The sequence below is a fragment of the Mesorhizobium australicum genome (assembly GCF_900177325.1).
GTDB lineage: Bacteria > Pseudomonadota > Alphaproteobacteria > Rhizobiales > Rhizobiaceae > Mesorhizobium_A > Mesorhizobium_A australicum_A.
Map to the genome: position 1 here is coordinate 4,241,808 of NZ_FXBL01000004.1, position 14,087 is coordinate 4,255,894.

At 67.1% G+C, this 14,087-nt stretch carries 14 protein-coding genes; 6 read left to right on the forward strand and 8 right to left on the reverse strand.

Features of this window, described 5'->3' with window-relative positions; translation table 11 throughout:
- Window positions 1-131 precede the first annotated feature (131 nt).
- Window positions 132-1,388 carry an Hsp70 family protein gene (locus B9Z03_RS23360; protein WP_085466416.1) on the reverse strand — a complete coding sequence of 419 codons (1,257 nt, stop codon included), beginning with the start codon at window positions 1,386-1,388 and terminating at the stop codon, window positions 132-134.
- A gap of 239 nt (window positions 1,389-1,627) precedes the next feature.
- Here B9Z03_RS23360 and rpsU point away from each other — a divergent pair, with 239 nt between their 5' ends.
- The 5 genes from rpsU (at window position 1,628) to B9Z03_RS23385 (ending at window position 7,106) form a co-directional block, all read left to right on the forward strand.
- Entirely contained in the window at window positions 1,628-1,879 is a 252-nt protein-coding gene (rpsU, locus tag B9Z03_RS23365) for a 30S ribosomal protein S21 (RefSeq protein WP_085466417.1), read from the forward strand.
- Between the two features lie 154 nt (window positions 1,880-2,033).
- Complete coding sequence (locus tag B9Z03_RS23370; RefSeq protein WP_085466418.1) at window positions 2,034-2,876, forward strand: tetratricopeptide repeat protein; 843 nt, start codon at window positions 2,034-2,036, stop codon at window positions 2,874-2,876.
- An 81-nt stretch (window positions 2,877-2,957) separates the two neighbouring features.
- Window positions 2,958-3,437: a DUF992 domain-containing protein gene (locus B9Z03_RS23375; RefSeq protein ID WP_085466419.1), complete on the forward strand. Its 480-nt coding sequence runs from the start codon at window positions 2,958-2,960 to the stop codon at window positions 3,435-3,437.
- A 123-nt stretch (window positions 3,438-3,560) separates the two neighbouring features.
- Entirely contained in the window at window positions 3,561-5,600 is a 2,040-nt protein-coding gene (locus tag B9Z03_RS23380) for a diguanylate cyclase domain-containing protein (protein WP_139832373.1), read from the forward strand.
- A gap of 99 nt (window positions 5,601-5,699) precedes the next feature.
- Window positions 5,700-7,106: an MFS transporter gene (locus B9Z03_RS23385; protein WP_085466421.1), complete on the forward strand. Its 1,407-nt coding sequence runs from the start codon at window positions 5,700-5,702 to the stop codon at window positions 7,104-7,106.
- A 3-nt stretch (window positions 7,107-7,109) separates the two neighbouring features.
- On the opposite strand, the gene B9Z03_RS23390 is transcribed toward B9Z03_RS23385, so the two are convergent.
- Complete coding sequence (locus B9Z03_RS23390) at window positions 7,110-7,907, reverse strand: alpha/beta hydrolase (RefSeq protein ID WP_085466422.1); 798 nt, start codon at window positions 7,905-7,907, stop codon at window positions 7,110-7,112.
- 141 nt (window positions 7,908-8,048) lie between these two features.
- On the opposite strand from B9Z03_RS23390, the gene B9Z03_RS23395 reads away from it, so the two are divergent.
- On the forward strand, window positions 8,049-8,558 hold the full coding sequence (locus B9Z03_RS23395) for a MarR family winged helix-turn-helix transcriptional regulator (RefSeq protein ID WP_244561821.1): 510 nt from the start codon (window positions 8,049-8,051) through the stop codon (window positions 8,556-8,558).
- A gap of 2 nt (window positions 8,559-8,560) precedes the next feature.
- On the opposite strand, the gene B9Z03_RS23400 is transcribed toward B9Z03_RS23395, so the two are convergent.
- The 6 genes from B9Z03_RS23400 to B9Z03_RS23425 form a co-directional block, all read right to left on the reverse strand.
- Window positions 8,561-9,040: a GNAT family N-acetyltransferase gene (locus tag B9Z03_RS23400; RefSeq protein WP_085466423.1), complete on the reverse strand. Its 480-nt coding sequence runs from the start codon at window positions 9,038-9,040 to the stop codon at window positions 8,561-8,563.
- A complete protein-coding gene (locus tag B9Z03_RS23405; protein WP_085466424.1) occupies window positions 9,037-10,476 on the reverse strand; it encodes a hypothetical protein in 1,440 nt (479 codons plus the stop codon). Before B9Z03_RS23405 ends, B9Z03_RS23400 begins: the two co-directional genes overlap by 4 nt.
- A gap of 159 nt (window positions 10,477-10,635) precedes the next feature.
- The gene (locus tag B9Z03_RS23410; protein WP_085466425.1) at window positions 10,636-12,036 is read right to left on the reverse strand and encodes an NAD(P)(+) transhydrogenase (Re/Si-specific) subunit beta; all 1,401 of its coding nucleotides are present in this window, start codon (window positions 12,034-12,036) and stop codon (window positions 10,636-10,638) included.
- A 5-nt stretch (window positions 12,037-12,041) separates the two neighbouring features.
- Window positions 12,042-12,458: an NAD(P) transhydrogenase subunit alpha part 2 gene (locus B9Z03_RS23415; RefSeq protein WP_085466426.1), complete on the reverse strand. Its 417-nt coding sequence runs from the start codon at window positions 12,456-12,458 to the stop codon at window positions 12,042-12,044.
- Window positions 12,458-13,687 carry a Re/Si-specific NAD(P)(+) transhydrogenase subunit alpha gene (locus B9Z03_RS23420; protein ID WP_085466427.1) on the reverse strand — a complete coding sequence of 410 codons (1,230 nt, stop codon included), beginning with the start codon at window positions 13,685-13,687 and terminating at the stop codon, window positions 12,458-12,460. The genes B9Z03_RS23415 and B9Z03_RS23420 overlap by 1 nt, the downstream gene beginning before the upstream one ends.
- 91 nt (window positions 13,688-13,778) lie before the next feature.
- A complete protein-coding gene (locus tag B9Z03_RS23425; protein ID WP_085466428.1) occupies window positions 13,779-14,006 on the reverse strand; it encodes an aa3-type cytochrome c oxidase subunit IV in 228 nt (75 codons plus the stop codon).
- Between the last annotated feature and the right edge of the window lie 81 nt (window positions 14,007-14,087).

The window sequence follows — 14,087 nt, forward strand, 5'->3', positions numbered from 1 at the left end:
ACCGAGGGTATCACTACCCAAAATGCGTCGGAAGCAAGTGCGCTGTTTGCGACGGCGCTTGCCGCTTTGCGCCATCGCGGACACGACGAGGGTGCGACATGGCGCCCGATGCCAGACGCGTCGCGCGGCGGTCAGCCGAACTTGCGCTGCGCGTCGAGCGCAAGCCCGAGGCCAACGCTGCCGAAGGCGTCGCCCTCGACGACGCGGGCTTCCGGAAACAGGGCGCGGACGGCGCTGCGCATCTGCGGGATCGCGGTCGAGCCGCCGGTGAGGAACAGCGTCTCGATCTGCGCCGGCACGAGGCCGGCGTCGCGGACCGTGGCCGAGGCGGTCTCGACGATGCGGGAAATCGCAGGCGCGATCGCCGCGTTCATTCTTTCCTGCGTCAGCGGGATGTCGACTTTATCGTCCGCAAGCGGCAACGGAATCGACGCGAGCGGCTGCGCGGTCAATTCGATCTTGGCCTGCTCGACGCGCCCTGCCAGCGCATGGCCCTGGCGATGGCGGACAATGTCGATCATCCGCTCGACCAGCTCCGGCTCCGCCGCCTCCTGCCGGATCTGGCGGAGATCGGTCGCGGCGCGGTTGGAATAGAGCTGGTTGATGCGCTGCCAGGTGGCGAGGTCGTTGAAATAGGAGACCGGCAGGTTGCGCTTGCCGTCTTTTGTGGGAGTGCCATAGCCCAGCGCAGGCATGACGTTGGCGATGCTGATCAGCCGGTCGAAATCCGTGCCGCCGACATGGACGCCGGAATTGGCGAGCACGTCGGATTTGCGGTCGGGCCGGCGCGCGCCTTGCGGCGACACGCGCACGATCGAGAAATCGGACGTGCCGCCGCCGATGTCGACGATCAGCGCCAGTTCCTCGCCGTTCACGCTCTGCTCGTAGTCGAGCGCGGCGGCAATCGGCTCGAACTGGAACTCGATGTCGCGAAAGCCCTGCGCACGCGCTGCCTGCTCCAGCTCGGACTGCGCGGCGCGGTCGGCGGTCTCGTCACCGTCGACGAAATAGACCGGGCGTCCGAGCACGACGCGGCCGACGTCGCCGCCCGCGGCCGTGTCGAGCTGCCGCTTCAGGTTCTTCAGGAACAGGCCGATGATGTCGGTGAAGGCAATCGAGCGCGCCTTGATGCGCGTCTTCTCGTGGACCAGCGACGAGCCGAGCACGCTCTTGAGCGCTCTCAGGAGCCGGCCCTCCGAGTTCAGCGTGTAATCCTCGATCGCGCGGCGGCCGTAATAGGTGCGGTCGTCCTCGAAGTTGAAGAAGACGGCGCTGGGCAGCGTGACATGGTCGCCCTCGAGCGGCACGAGGCGCGGCCGCCCGTCCCGCATGATGCCCACGGTCGAATTTGACGTGCCGAAGTCGATCCCGCCGAAGCTGTTCTGCATGATGGTGGCTCCGCTCGGGATGCTGGAAAGAGGGAGCGGGATAGTCGCGCGGGCGCGGCGAGTCCACCACCAAACACGAAAGGCAGGTATCCTCTCGACAACCGCGATCGATTCTGCTAACAGCCGCCGCAATTCGCGGTGGGTGTCCATCGCGGACGCCTTTCGCTTACCCGTCCGTCTCACGACCCGCCAGGCCAGCGACAGCGTTTTACCCCGGTTTAGAAGCTACAGGATCGCACGTGCAGGTACTCGTCCGCGACAACAATGTTGACCAGGCGCTCCGCGCCCTGAAGAAGAAAATGCAGCGCGAAGGCATCTTCCGCGAGATGAAGATGCGCGACCACTACGAGAAGCCGTCCGAGAAGCGTGCGCGCGAAAAGGCCGAAGGCATCCGCCGCGCCCGCAAGATGGCCCGCAAGAAGTTGCAGCGCGAAGGCCTGCTGCCGCCCACGCCCAAGCCGGCGGCGGCTGCCCGTCCCGCGGCGCGCTGATCTCCGCCGCTATTTCGTCCCTTTCGGGCCATAGGAACGTGGCGCGGTTTCGGCCGCGCCATTTTCGTTTCATCGCCTGTGGGGACAGGTTGCATTCGAGCGAAAGCCGGTCGCGGGGGGAAGACCGGTCAGAGGACGAAGGGATCCGCCTGCGATGAATGATGTGCGTCTCAACCGCCCGGCCGCCAGGGGCGCGGCAGTTGCGCTGCTGCTGGCCGCCGCCCTCGGGCTGGCCGGCTGCCAGACGGCGGCGATCAGCGACATCGCGACCGTCGAGGAGGCACAGGGCTCGACGGAGAACATCTCCTCGCTGACGGCGGTGATCGAGCGCAACCCGAACGATCCGGAAGCCTATAATGTGCGCGGCTTCGCCTATGGACGAGGCGGGCGCTACACCGAGGCGCTGAAGGATTTCGACACCGCCATCAAGCTCAATCCCGGCTTCTACCAGGCCTATGCCAATCGCGGCCTGATCTACCGCTTCCTCGGCAGGAACACGGAGGCCATCGCGGACTACAACCGCTCGATCCAGCTCAATTCGAGCTACGACACGGCCTATATCGGCCGCGGCGAGGTCTATCGCACCTCCGGCCGCACCCAGGAGGCCTTCAACGACTTCGAGAAGGCCATCCAGCTCGACACGACCGACCCCCGCGCCTATCACCGCCGCGGCCTGCTCTACCAGATCCGCGGCCAGCACGACTTCGCCATCGAGGACTTCTCGACCGCGATCTCGATGTCCGGCGGCTCGCCCGAGCCGTACAACGGCCGCGGCCTTTCCTATCTGGCGCGCGGCGACGAGGACAACGCCTTCGCCGACTTCAACACCGCCATCGGCCTCAACGACAAGGTCGCCGAGAGCTGGGCCAACCAGGCGCTGATCTACGAGCGCCGGGGCGACAAGGCCCGCGCGGCCAAGTCCTATGCCCGCGCCGTGCAGCTCGACCCGAACTACAAGCCCGCCGTCGACGGCCTCTCCCGCACCAAGACCTCCTGATCCGGCATGCCGGCGGGAACCATGCGCCGCGCCGGAAGTTGTGCTATCTTGGATGGAAACGTGCTCGTGGGAGTTTCCGAGATGATGAAGATCCTCGCCTCCGCCACCCTTCTCGCAGCGATCTTGGCGACGCCCGCCGGCGCGCAGAAGCAGGGCGTCGAACTCGGCGTGCTCGATTGCGTGATCGACGGCGGCACTGGCTTCGTCTTTGGGTCGACCAAGGATTTGAGCTGCACCTTCCGTCCTGCCAACACGGCCAATGCGCCCGAGGACTATTTCGGCGTGGTGCGCAAATACGGGCTGGACGTCGGGACGACCGGCACGACCTTTATGCAGTGGGTGGTTCTGGCCCCGACTGCCAACATCTATGCGCCGGGTGCGCTCGCCGGCGACTATATCGGCGCGAGCGCCGGTGCGACGGTCGGTGTCGGCGCGGGCGCCAATCTCCTGGTTGGCGGCTCCGGCTCCTTCTTCACCCTCCAGCCGTTGAGCGTCGAGGCGCAGACAGGGTTGAACCTGGCGATCGGCGTCAGTTCGTTCCAGCTGCGCAGCGCGGACTGATCCCTGCCGCGCAATACGCCCCTCGTAGGCGGATTCTCGACCGATGATTGCATTGCCGCGCATCCGCTTCATCAATCCTTAAACGCGCCTGTCTAGGGTAACCCTCGTGTGGAGGTGCCTGAGTTGCGGCGTTTGAACAGACTGTCGATCTTCAGAAAGAACGGCGGACGTCGCAGCCTCCAGTTCCATCTCTTTACGATCATGCTGTTTGCCGTGGTACCGGTGGTTGCGGCCACCGCACTTGCGGTCTGGCAGGCGGGTGAGGCCTTCCACACCTCGTCGGAGAGCAGGCTGCGCGATACCTCGCAGACTCTCGCGAACGCCGTCGAGGCGGATCTCGCCGGCACGTTCACCTCGCTTTCGACCCTTGCCAATCTCTATGCCAGCGGCCGCAACACCGCCCGGTCGTTCGAACCCTGGCTCGATGAGGCCGGCACCCATCTCGGCGGAACGCTGCATGTCGTGGCCAGAGGCTTGACCGACATCGGGGCTAACAATGCGGCATTCGCGACTGGGCTGCGTGCGATCGAGCACCGCAGCCGCGCGATCTCGAACCTGATCGATCCGGCCTCGGGCAAGGACGCCCGTATCGCGCTCGCGGTGCCGTTCGAAACGGCCGGAGGCCAGCTCCAGGCGCTCGTCTTCGTCGCGAAACCGGACAGGCTCGTGCACCTGCTCCAGGGGAACGAGCTTGAAGGCTCGGAATTCCTCGTTGCGGTCACCGATGGCACCGGCCACCTCGTCGGGCGCTCCCGCGACGCCGACAGGTTCATCGGCAAGCCGGTGCCCGACTGGGGCAAGCTCCAGAGCATGGGCAGTCCGAGCGGCCTGTTCGAGGCGGTGTCCAAGGAGGGCAGCGAGATCATGCTCTCGTTCCGCAAGCTCGCCGGCACGCCGGGCTGGGTCGTGGTCGTCGGCGAGAATCTCGACGCCTTCAACGCGCGCTGGCAGGGGCCGCTCGCGACGCTCGCACTCAGTGCGCTGATCGCTTTTTCCATCGCGCTCCTCGGCGCCCTCTGGATGGCGCAACGTATCCTGGCTCCCGTGAAGGCGCTCGCCGCCTACGGCCGCGGGATCGCCGAGGGAGGGCAGCTTTCCGACGGGGCGCACCTCCAGCGTTCGTCGATCGCCGAATTCGAGAGCCTTCGCGAGAGCTTCATCGCCGCGCAGACGGAACTGCGCGAGCGGGCGGAACGCGAGAAGGAGATCGCCGACACGCTGACGCTGAGCGAACGGCGCTATCGTGCCGTCGCCGAGGCGGGCGCGCTCGTCTTCTGGCAGCGCGACCGTACAGGCCCCGTCACGCAGGTGACGGGCTGGCGCGAACTCACCGGCCGCAGCGACACCGACGCGATCGGCTTGGGGTGGATGGCAAGCGTCCATGCGGAGGATCTGCCGGTGGTGGAATCCGCCTGGGCCGAATGCGTCGCCAAAGGCAGCGACGTCGATGTTGAAGCTAGGGTCCTCACCCCTGCGGGATGGAAATGGGTCAGGGCCCGCGGCGCGCCGATCCGCGACGCGGCGGGAGAGATCGTCGAATGGGTCGGCTCTCTGGAAGACATCGACGCCCGCCGCAGCGCGCAGGCGCGCATCGCCCACATGGCGCATCACGACACGCTGACCGGGCTCGGCAACCGCGCCCTCATGGCCAAGCGCATGGCCGAGGCGATCGAGGCAGCACACGACGGCCAGTGCGCGGCTTTGCTGTGCATCGACCTCGACCGCTTCAAGCTGGTGAACGACACGATGGGCCACCCGGTAGGCGACGCGTTGCTGTGCGCCGTCGCTGCGAGGCTGAAGCAGTGCGTGGCCGAGACGGACGTCGTCATCCGCACCGGTGGCGACGAATTCGCCGTCATCCAGTCCGCTTCCAGCTGGGCGACTGCGAGCCTGCTGGCGGCGAAGATCGTCAAGTCGCTGTCCGATCCCTTCACGCTGCGCCGCCAGTCCGTGTCCATCGGCGCGAGCATCGGTGTGACGTTCATCGACGATCCCGGCATCGGGGACAGCGAGCTGATGCGGCGCGCCGACATCGCCCTCTACGCCGCGAAGGCGGAAGGACGCGGACAGTTCCATCTCTTCGACCCGAGGATGGACTTGCAACGCCGCCGCGCGCCGGCAAGGTCGAAGCCGGCCGTGCGAGAAAAGGCGCGCAGCCGCTGACCAGTCGTGCTGGCGCAAGCGGCTCTGCCGGACTGCCTCCTGCCCCGAGGCCGCAACTCAGGTAATGGCTGGCCGCTCGATGGGCAGAGGCGCCGCGAAATGGTCGATCGATCCGGACGGCGGGTAGACTGGCGCGCGCTCTGGGCGAGCGGCGACCTCGGCCTGTTCTGCTTCGTCAGCCTCGGCATCCTGCTGCACGCCACCATGGAAACCATGATGGCGACGATCATGCCGGCGCTGGTCGGCGACCTCGAGGGCGTGACGCTAGTCGGCTGGACCTTCGCCATCTACGAACTCGGCGCGATCGTGGCCGGGACGGCCGCCGGCCGGCTGGTGTCCTATGTCTCGCTGCGCGGCAATATGGTGGGCGCGGCCACGCTCTACGGCTGCGGAGCACTGATCTGCGCGCTGGCGCCGACGATGCCGATCCTGCTGGCCGGGCGGCTGATCGAAGGGCTCGGCGGCGGTGGGCTCGTCTCGCTCGCCTATGTGTCGGTCGAGCGGCTGTTTGCGCGGGCGATCTGGCCGCAGCTCTTCGGCATCATGTCCGCCATCTGGGGCGTGGCCGCCTTCAGCGGGCCGCTGCTCGGTGCCCTTATCTCAACGGCCTTTGGCTGGCGCTGGGCGTTCGGGACGTTCGCGATCGCCGGCGTCGCCATGGCCGCGGTCAGCTACGCGGTGCTGCGCATGCCCGAGGCGCGGCGCGTCACCGGCGACGAGCCGCCGCCATTTCCAGTTCCGGCGCTCGCCACGCTGGCCTGCGCGGTGATCCTGATCGCGTTTGCCGGCGTCACCGCGAGCGGCTACGCCTCGCTCGCGCTGCTGGTCGCCGGTCTGTTCGGGCTGTGGCTCTTCTTCAGGGTGGATGCGCTCATGCCGCGCTCGCGCCTGTTTCCACGCCGGCCCTTCGACTGGTCGACGGCGTTGGGATCGGGCATGACGATGGTCGCGGCCCTGTCCGTCTCGACCGTGTCGTTCGCGGTCTATGCGCCGCTGCTGCTGACCAGCCTGCACGGCATTCCGGTGCTGACGACCGGCTACATCATCGCGGCCGAGTCGATCGCCTGGTCGATCCTGTCGATCCTCGTCGCGGGCGCGCCGCCGCATCGCGAGCGCCTCATCATCGTTGGCGGCGCAGTGATGATCACGGCCGGGCTGGCCGGCTTCTCGGTGGCGATCCCCGCGGGCAACGTCCCCGCCATCCTCTTCTGCGCACTGCTGCAGGGCGGCGGCTTCGGCATCGCCTGGCCCTTCGTGACGCGCATCATCGTCGCCTCCGCGCCGGCGCAGGACAGCACGGTCGCCTCCTCGGCAGTGCCGGCGCTGCAGCGGATCGGCTATGCGGTCGGTGCGGCGGCCGCAGGCATCGTCGCCAATTCCAGCGGCTTCGCCGAAGGACTTTCGGGGGAGACGGCGGCCGGCGTCGCCCGCTGGCTGTTCCTCGCCTTCCTGCCGCTCGCCCTCATCGGCTGCGCGGCAGCCGTCAGGATGTCGCGTACCGGTTGACGGCTACAGCTTCTCCGCCCAGTCGAGCACATAGGCCGCCACCTTCTCGTGGCCCGGCTCTGCCGCGAGGAAATGCGACAGTCCGGGGAACTCGACGAAATCGGTGCGCGCGGCCGACTTCTTCTGCTTGCGCCAGATGGCGCGGGAGAGCGCGGGCGCCACGGTGCGGTCGTGCTCGGCAGCCGTCACCAGCAGCGGCTGCTTGCGCGCCTTCGTATTGACGCCGACGCCGATGCCGGTGGCCGCCTGGGCGAAGAGACGGCCCGAGGTCGGCACGACATACTTGTCGTAGGCCTCGTCGCGCAGCGCCTGCGGCGCGGTGTTGGCGAAGCGGGCGTCGAACGTCGCCTTCGGCAACGTGTAGGTGCGGTTCCAGGCATTCCAGCGCAGGAGCACGGGAATGGCCGCGCTGAGGGACAGAAAGTCGGGGATGACGCCCGCGATCGGACCCGGATCGAGCGCCACGCCGGCGACGCCATAGCCGCGGTCAAGCAGGAGCTGGGTCACCAGGCCGCCCATCGAATGGCCGATGATCAGCGGCTTTTCCGGCAGCGTGTCGATGAACTTCGCATAGTGGTCGGCGATCGCGCCGGCGGTCAGCCTGCCGAGCCCTTCCGGCGGGTTGGCGCGCAGTTCCGCGGCGGTGCCCCTCTCCAGATAGGGCCAGGTCGGCGTGTGGACGGTATAGCCGCCTGCCTCCAGCGGCTTGCGGAAATTGTCCCACGATGCCGGCGTCATCCACGCGCCGTGGATGAGGACGACCGTATTGGTGAGGCGGCTGGGGCGGGGCTCGGTTGCCATGACTTCTCTCCTTGCGATTGCACGGCCCGGCGCCGCGCTGTTCAATGACGTCGATTTAATCGTGCACGATCTAATCGTCAACGACTTCACAATGAGTTGATCGGCATTGCGATAAGATCGCGCGCGATCTAAATGAGCCTCATGACCGACGCCCCTTCCCCGCTCGACATCGATTTCGTCGCCCACCCCGAACTGATGGATCAGGTCACGCTCGACGTGATGCCCTGCTTCGCGATCTATTCCGCCGCCAATGCGGTGACCCGCTTCTACCGCAAGGCGCTCGCCGAGACCGGGCTGACCTATCCGCAGTATCTGGTGATGATGGTGCTGTGGGAGACGAAGGGCGTGACGATGAAGGCGCTGGGCGAGCGGCTCGGCCTGGACTCCAACACCTTGACCCCGCTGGTGAAGAAGCTGGAGGCGCGCGGCCTCGTGACGCGCGCGCGCAGCAAGGCTGACGAGCGCCTGCTCGACATCGCGCCGACAGAGGCCGGCATGGCGCTGCGCCGGACCGGCTGCGAGGCGGCGATCGCGATGACGGTCAATTCGGGCGAGACCTTCGAGAGCCAGGCGGAGTTGAGGGCGCGCATCATGCGCGTCCGCGACGGGCTCGACGCCTTCGCCGCGGACATGCCGGCCGACGCGGCCTGAGCTCAGTCGAGCGGCTTGGCCATATTGGTGGAGTGCGACCGGAAACCGAACTTCCGGTAGGCCTCGGCCGCGCCGTCATTGCCTTCGATGACGTGCAGCATCATCCGCGACAGGCCGCGCTCCCGCGTCAGCCGCTCCGCCTCTTCGAGGAGCGCTTTGCCGACGCCCTTGCCGCGATGCTTTACGGCAACCACCAGCGCATCGACCTTGCCGTAGCGGCGGTATTTTTCCGCGAGATAGCTCTCGCCGGTGGCGACATACCAGATCAGCAAGCCCGCCGGCTCGCCGTCGATTTCGGCCAGCACCACCGCCGCGTCCCATTCGGCCAGGATCTCCTCCGCCTCGATGGCGCCGATCTCGGCCGTCTCCGCGTCGACCAGCGATTCGCCCGAGATCGCGTTCTCGTGCCGGTTGAGATCGAGCAGCAGCGCCGTCATGGCGGCACGGTCGGAGGGTTGGTATGGCCGCAGCAGGATCGTCACGGCGCACCGCCTTCGACGCGTAACAGGTCAAGAGCCTCCCGCAACGCGGCCAGATGCGCCTCCCCTTTCCCGTCCGACCAGCCTCCGACCGGATCGGCCTCGGCGTCGGGCGACCAGTAGTCGGTGTGGGTGAACAGGCGCGGGCTGAGCCATCCGCCCGGCTTGCGGATCTCCACCTGGAACTCCTTGACGCCCCAGCCGAAATTCTCCCGCACCGACCCCGAGATCGGGTCGCCGCTCCACAGGAAGTTGCCGAGATCGTAGATGTTGCTCCAGCGCGTCGCCGCAAAGCAGGCGGCATGGTGCACGGCCCAGACCTTCGGCTTGCTGTTGTACCGCACGTCGGGCTCGGTCGCCTTGTTCGATTGCGGCGGCGAGGTGGAGAACAGCCGCTCCGCGATGCCCTTCCGAAGTTCCTGCCCGTCCTGTGCCATCAGGAACTCGGCATGCGACAACGGGCTGCCGACCGTGACGAAATCGCTGATCTTCCACGACGGCTGTATGGCGTCGCCGCCCCGCAGCGCGAGATAGAGCCCCCATTGCGCGGCGCGGAACTCGGACAGGTCCGTTCCCGTTGGCGCCGAACCGTCCGCCAGCGTCGAGAAACGGCCAACGGCGCGGATGGTCTTCATCAGCGCGCCGTGATCCGCCATGGTCATGTCGCGCGGCCGGCGCTCGTCCCAGAGGAGCTGCAAAAGGTCGTAGGCCAGGATCGAGCCGAGGCTGTGGCCGACCAGCACGATCCGGTCGTATTCGCCGTCGTCGGACAGCTCGCGCAAAAGCCCGAGGCCCCGCTCGCGCACGGCGGCGCGCTGCGCCACCGTTTCCGGCGTTGCCCGCGCGTAGCTTGCCACATCGCCGAGATAAGGCAGAAGCAGTCGGTCCACGATCCAGGACAGAAGTGCCGCGATCGCCGCGACGACCACGGCCACGAACGGGCTGAGGACCGCCGAGACGGCGACCAGCAGCCCGATCGCCAGATAGATGGCGGCGGCGACCATGGTCGCGCGATAGATCGGCAGGGCGTCGGACGGGATCGTGCTCTTGTCGCGCCAGAGCAGTTCCTTGATCCAGGCGAAGAGCCGCGACCGGGTGCTCCCCTGCATCAGGTCGGCCCAGTAGAGCTCGTAGAAATCAGTGCGGATCTTGATCTTCTCCGCCTTGGGCGGATGGAAGACATAGGCCGTCACGATACGCCGCAACTCGTGTGAGCCGGTTCGTTCGTCGGGGCTGATCCACGTCTTGGCGCCGTTGGGGTGGCCGGCGGCCTCCACCACCTTCGGATCGCGCGTCCATACGCTGTCCACGAAGCTGCGCAGCGTCGACATCGGCCACTGCTCGCCCATGCCGTGAACCACGACAACAGCCTGTTTCAGCCGCGTCTCGTCCGCCGGCGGCCCGTCATCCGGCTCTGTCGTTTCGGGGGCAAGCGCCAAGCGGATACTCCCTGCCGCGATGATCGAGCTTACTACGGGCGGAGAACGGGCGAAAGGCGGGAGCGCCGGCTGTCGACGTCTCGGCTGGGGACGCGAATCGAAACGGCGCCGGGGATGAACCCGGCGCCGTCCCAGTGGACTGCATCCGCCTTCCGGCGCTCAGTGATCCAGCGCCTTGACGATTTCCTCGGTCATCTTCTTGGCGTCGCCGAGCAGCATCATCGTGCCGTCCTTGTAGAACAGCGTGTTGTCGATGCCGGCATAGCCGGAGCCTAGGCTGCGCTTGACGAACAGGCAGGTGCGGGCCTTGTCGACGTCGAGGATCGGCATGCCGTAGATCGGCGAGGACTTGTCGTCGCGCGCGGAGGGGTTGGTCACGTCGTTGGCGCCGATGACATAGGCGACGTCGGCCTGTGCGAACTCGGAGTTGATGTCCTCCAATTCGAACACCTCGTCGTAAGGCACGTTGGCCTCGGCGAGCAGCACGTTCATGTGGCCGGGCATGCGGCCTGCGACCGGGTGGATGGCGTATTTCACCTCGACGCCCTTGGCCTTCAACTTGTCGGCCATCTCGCGCAGAGCATGCTGCGCCTGGGCGACCGCCATGCCGTAGCCCGGCACGATGATGACCTTCTGGGCGTTGGCCATCAGGTAGGCGGCGTCGTCGGCCGAGCCCTGCTTGACCGTGCGCTGCACGCCGTCGTCGCCGCCGGCCGCCGCGGTCTCGCCGCCGAAGCCGCCGAGGATGACCGAGATGAACGAGCGGTTCATGCCCTTGCACATGATGTAGGACAGGATCGCACCGGATGAGCCGACCAGCGCGCCGGTGATGATCAGCGCCAGGTTGCCGAGCGTGAAGCCCAGTGCCGCCGCCGCCCAGCCGGAATAGGAGTTCAGCATCGACACGACGACCGGCATGTCCGCGCCGCCGATCGGCACGATGAGCAGCACGCCCAGCACCAGCGAGGCGGCCACGATCAGCCAGAAGATGGTGTAGCTCTGCGTCGTGACCAGGAGCACGATCAGCACCACCAGCGCGATGCCTAGCGCGGCGTTAATGACATGGCGCATCGGCAGCAGGATCGGCTTGCCGGACATGCGCCCGTCGAGCTTGAGGAAGGCGATGACCGAACCGGTGAAGGTGATGGCGCCGATGGCGACGCCGAGGCTCATCTCGACCAGCGCCTGGCCGTGGATGGCGCCGATCGTGCCGATGCCGAAGCTTTCCGGCGCATACATCGCGGCTGCGGCCACCATCACCGCCGCCATGCCGACCAGCGAGTGGAAGGCCGCGACCAGCTGCGGCATCGAGGTCATGGCGATACGCCGCGCGGTGATCGCGCCGACGCCGCCGCCGATGGCCAAGCCGACGAGGATCAGCCCGAAGCCGCTCGCCGACGGGGTCGCCAGCGCCAGCGTCGTGACGATGGCGATCGCCATGCCGATCATGCCGTAGATGTTGCCCTGGCGGCTGGTCGTCGGATGCGACAGACCGCGCAGCGCCATGATGAACAGGACGCCGGAGACGAGGTAGAGGAAAGAGGCGAGATTGGCGGACATCGGCCTTACTTCTCTTTCTTCTTGTACATCGCCAGCATGCGCTGGGTGACGAGGAACCCGCCGAAGATGTTGACCGAGGCGAGCACCAGCGCGACGAAGCCGAAGCCGGTGGCAAGGCCCGAGGCCGAGATGCCGACCGCGAGCAGCGCGCCGACCACGATCACCGACGAGATCGCGTTGGTGACTGCCATCAGCGGCGTGTGCAGCGCCGGCGTCACCGACCAGACCACGTAGTAGCCGACGAAGATCGCCAGCACGAAGATCGCGAGGCGGAAGACGAAGGGATCGACCGCGCCGCCCGACACGCCGTGCGCCACAGCGCCCGCCGCGTCGGCGACATTGCTGTCAGAGAGCGCGATGCGAACCGCCGCGACCGCCTGGTCGAGCTGGTCCAGCGCCCTTTCGAGAGCCGATTTTTCCATTATGCCTCTCCCTTCCTGACCGCCGGCTTGCGCGGGCCGCGCTTCTTGGGCTCGGGCGCCTCGACAGGCGTCGCCGGAGCGGCGGCGGGAGCGGCCTCGGCAGCCTTGGCAAAGGCCGGATGCACCACGGCGCCGCCATTGGTCAGCATCGTCGCCTTCTGCAACTCGTCCTCCGGATTGATCCGGATCGTCTTCGTCTCCTTGTCGACCATCGTCTCCAGGAAGGCGAACAGGTTCTTGGCGTAGAGCAGCGAAGCGGACGCCGCCACGCGACCCGGGACATTCAGATGGCCGACGATCTTCACGCCGTTCGCCGTGGTGACCACCTTGCCGGGCTGAGCGCCTTCGACATTGCCGCCGCGCTCGACCGCGAGGTCGACGATCACCGAGCCCGGCTTCATCGAGGCGACCATCGCCGCCGAGACCAGCTTCGGCGCCGGCCGGCCGGGGATCAGCGCCGTGGTGATGACGATGTCCTGCTTGGCGATGTGCTCGGCGGTGAGTGCGGCCTGCTTCGCCTGATATTCCTTGGACATTTCCTTGGCGTAGCCGCCGGCGGTCTCGGCCGCCTTGAACTCCTCGTCCTCGACGGCGAGGAATTTTGCGCCGAGCGAAGCAACCTGCTCCTTGGCGGCGGGCCGCACGTCCGTCGCGGTCACCACCGCGCCCATGCGGCGCGCGGTCGCGATCGCCTGCAGGCCGGCGACGCCGACGCCCATCACGAACACCTTGGCGGCGGGCACGGTGCCGGCCGCCGTCATCATCATCGGCAGCGCGCGGTCATACTCGGCAGCCGCGTCGATCACCGCCTGGTAACCGGCGAGATTGGCCTGCGAGGACAGCACGTCCATCACCTGCGCGCGGGTAATGCGCGGCATGAACTCCATCGCGAAGGCGGTGAGCCCGGCCTTCGCCATCGCCTGCACGGCAGCGTCGTTGCCATAAGGGTCCATGGTCGCGATCACGACCGCGCCGGTCTTGTAGCCCTTGAGGTCGGACGGACGGCGCACCCTGAGCACGATATCGGCCTTCGAAACATCCGAGGCCTTGCCGATCGAAGCGCCAACCTTGGCGAATTCGTCGTCGGGGATGCGGGAACCCTGGCCCGCGCCCGTCTCGACGATCACGTCGAAGCCGAGGCCGGCAAGGCGCTTGACGGTTTCCGGCGACGCCGCGACACGCGGTTCGCCCGCGCCTCCCTCAGCCGGCACGAAGATGATCTGCCCCACGCCTGGTTATCCTCCCTGGAAGTCGAGCCTGCGGGTGATCCCGCCAAAGATGTATCGATCCGTCCGGCGGCAATCGGCCGCCGACGGCAGCCTAGCGAAGCAGGAAAATCCCGACTGCGCAGATCAGAACGAACAGGACGGTCGAGGAGACGAACCCGCCGCCGGCGAAGAAACCGAACGCCATGGCGATCATCAGCGCCGCAACGAAGACCGAGCCGTATTTCACGAGATGGATGAAGAGCGAATAGGTCTTCTCGTGCTCGGAGTAGTCCATCTTCGCGCCCATCTCGACCGGACCCGTCGGCGAATGATCAGCCATCGTCTGTTTCCCCTGCAAAGTGACCGTGGGCCGACATAGCGAAAAGGTTACGTCATCGCAATGGTGTCGATGCCGCATCGC